The organism is Acinetobacter sp. 228, from assembly GCF_048147885.1.
This window is the reverse complement of sequence record NZ_JAYWYV010000206.1, coordinates 1-1,534: the sequence shown is the minus strand read 5'-3', so window position 1 is coordinate 1,534 and position 1,534 is coordinate 1. Positions and strand designations below refer to the sequence as shown.

At 40.0% G+C, this 1,534-nt stretch carries 1 protein-coding gene; it reads right to left on the bottom strand.

Annotated features, from left to right (window positions below; genetic code table 11):
• A partial coding sequence (gene amvA / locus VXQ92_RS17405) for a multidrug efflux MFS transporter AmvA (RefSeq protein WP_416682663.1) occupies positions 1 to 1,423 on the bottom strand: 1,423 nt, incomplete at its 3' end.
• Between the last annotated feature and the right edge of the window lie 111 nt (positions 1,424 to 1,534).

Here is a 1,534-nt window from a genome sequence, read left to right as displayed (position 1 = left end):
AAATAGCTGAAATGGTAAGCACCCAACTATGGGCATAGCTAAAAGCTTGCTGCGCAACTGCAATTAATTGTCCTCCCAAAGGATTTTCAAGGTTAGACGCTAATTGCATGGTTTCTCCAATCGAGATACTCGCTTTTTCAATTAAGTCTGACGGAAGCTCGGCTGGCAAAATAATTGAACGACTATAAAACCAAGATAACATTAACCCAAATATAGCAACGCCCAAACCAGCCCCAAGCTCGTAAGCCATCCCTTCAATGGCACCTGCTGCACTCGCCTTATGAGGTGGTACAGATGACATAATGGCAGCAGTTGAGGCCAGTAAGGCAATCTCAATGCTAAAGCCTAAAAAGACAATACACGTCCATGCTAAAAAGTGGTCGGTTGAAAAATTAAGCTGAGCAAGCCCCCACAAACTGAGCGCGCTCACTAAAATACCTAGGCTCGATACTCTACGTAAACCCCATTTATTTAAACAAATACCTGCTAATGGACCACCTAAACTAATTGCAATCATAAATGGAATAATAAACATCGCCGCCTGTAGCGGAGAAAACCCATGTACAAACTGCAACTCTTGAGACAGTAATAATTCAAAGCCAACCAAAGCAATCATGGACACAACTGCCATAACAATACTGGTAGAAATCACAGGATGTTTAAATAATTCCAGATCAATCATTGGTGTCGTAGCTCTTTTTTGGCTTCGAATGAAGTGAATTAATGTGCTTATACCCACCACAAACATCACAACCGTGAGCACCGAAAAATTATACATAGCCGATTTAATTGAATAGATGAGGCTTAAAATTGCTACAACCAACACTAAAGCTTGCCCTAAGTTAATTGGCTGATCAGTTTTCTCTTGTTGTTTAGGAATGATCATCACGATCATAACTAGAACCACCAAAATAATCGGGATGTTAATGAGGAATACAGCTCCCCAGTGGAAATGCTCTAATACAAAACCACCGACTAATGGGCCAAAAGCTGCTCCACCTCCACCTACTGTAGACCAAAGACCAAGTGCAAAATTTCTCTGCTTTTCTTCGGTAAAGGCATTACGGATACCGGATAAAGTGGCAGGAATAAGCATAGCTGCCCCTAGACCTAAGACAGCACGAGAAGCAATTAAGGCATAGGCAGTTGGAGAAAAAGCCGCAGCTAACGAACCCACACCAAAAACTGCGGTTCCAATAAATAATAATTTTTTAAAGCCAATACGATCACCAAGTGCACCCATCGGCAAAATCAAACCCGCCATAATCAGTGAATAAATATCAATAATCCATAAAATCTGATTGGCATTTAAATTCAATGCTGCACTTAAAGATGGTGTTGCAACATGCATTACCGTTGCATCAATCGTAACTGGTAAATAAATGAGGACGATAATTGTCAGGATTAACCATTTTTTTTGCATAACGCTCTTCAATATCCAAAACTTGGACATGTGTTCAAATCATGGTTATTATATACACAACTGGACACTTGTCCAACTTTTAGTTTTAATGTAATTTGTGTCGAATTCAGT